This window comes from Synechococcus sp. BA-120 BA3, from assembly GCF_034931285.1.
In the GTDB taxonomy this organism is placed as follows: domain Bacteria; phylum Cyanobacteriota; class Cyanobacteriia; order PCC-6307; family Cyanobiaceae; genus Cyanobium.
Genome location: NZ_JAYGHZ010000198.1, coordinates 1 through 1,021, shown reverse-complemented (window position 1 = coordinate 1,021; position 1,021 = coordinate 1). Strand labels below are relative to the sequence as shown.

1 protein-coding gene and 1 pseudogene are annotated in these 1,021 nt (G+C 74.8%); both read left to right on the top strand.

Annotated elements, in window-relative coordinates; translation table 11 throughout:
* Nucleotides 1-307: pseudogene (locus VB737_RS07240) on the top strand (hypothetical protein); the annotation flags it as partial.
* On the top strand, nt 307-1,021 hold a 715-nt coding region (locus tag VB737_RS07235; RefSeq protein ID WP_500312243.1), incomplete at its 3' end, for an efflux RND transporter permease subunit. The pseudogene VB737_RS07240 and the gene VB737_RS07235, both read left to right, overlap by 1 nt.

The following is a 1,021-nucleotide window of genomic DNA, read 5'->3' as shown; positions in this document are numbered from 1 at the left end:
GGCCGAGGATCTGCCGGTGGGAGCCACGGCCCGCCTCAGCCTGCGGCGCAGTGAGACGGGCGCCGGCTTCTGGCTGCCCACCACCGCCCTGGTGGCCGCCGAGCGGGGGCTCTGGTCGGTGTACGTGCTGGGCCCCGCCGGTCCCGCGCCGGAGCAGGGCCGCCCGGTGGTCCGGCGCCTGGTGGAGCCGCTGCACAGCGAAGGCGACCGCTCCCTCGTCCGCGGCACCCTGCGCCCCGGCGACCGGGTGATCGCCGCCGGCACCCACCGGGTCGTGCCGGGGGTCCGGGTGCAGGAGGCGCCCTGATGTTCGACATCTTTCACCGCAACCGCCAGCTGCAGCTGCTCACCCTGCTGCTGGTGGTGGTCTGGGGGCTGTCGGCCCTGCTCACCCTGCCGCGGCTGGAGGACCCCCTGATCACCCAGCGCAACGCCCAGGTGGTCACCGCCCTGCCGGGGGCCACGCCGGAGCGGGTCGAGTCCCTCGTCACCGAACCCCTCGAGGAGGCCCTGCTGGAGCTGGAGGAGGTGGACCATCTCGACTCCACCTCCTCCACCGGCACCTCGGTGATCGCCGTGAGCCTCAAGGAATCGATCCGCCAGGTGGCGCCGGTGTGGGGCAAGGTGCGCAGCAAGATCGACGACGCCACCCCCGACCTGCCGCCGGAGGCCACGGACCCGGAGTTCCGCGACGGCAACATCGGCGCCAGCGCCCTGATCGTCGGCCTCACCTGGGAGCTCGACACCCCCCCCAACCTGGGCCTCCTCACCCGGCTGGCCGACGACCTGGCCAGCCGGCTGCGGGCCCTCCCCGGCAGCGACCGGGTGGAGCTCAGCGGCGAACCCGACGAGGAGATCCGGGTGGAGATCGGCGCCCGGGAGCTGGCCCGGCTCGGCCTCACCCCGGCGGGCCTCTCCGAACGGATCGCCGCCAGCGACGCCAAGGAGGCCGCCGGCCAGGTGCGGGGCCCCCGCAGCGAGCTGCTGCTGGAGGTGGATGGCGCCCTCGACTCCCTGGAGC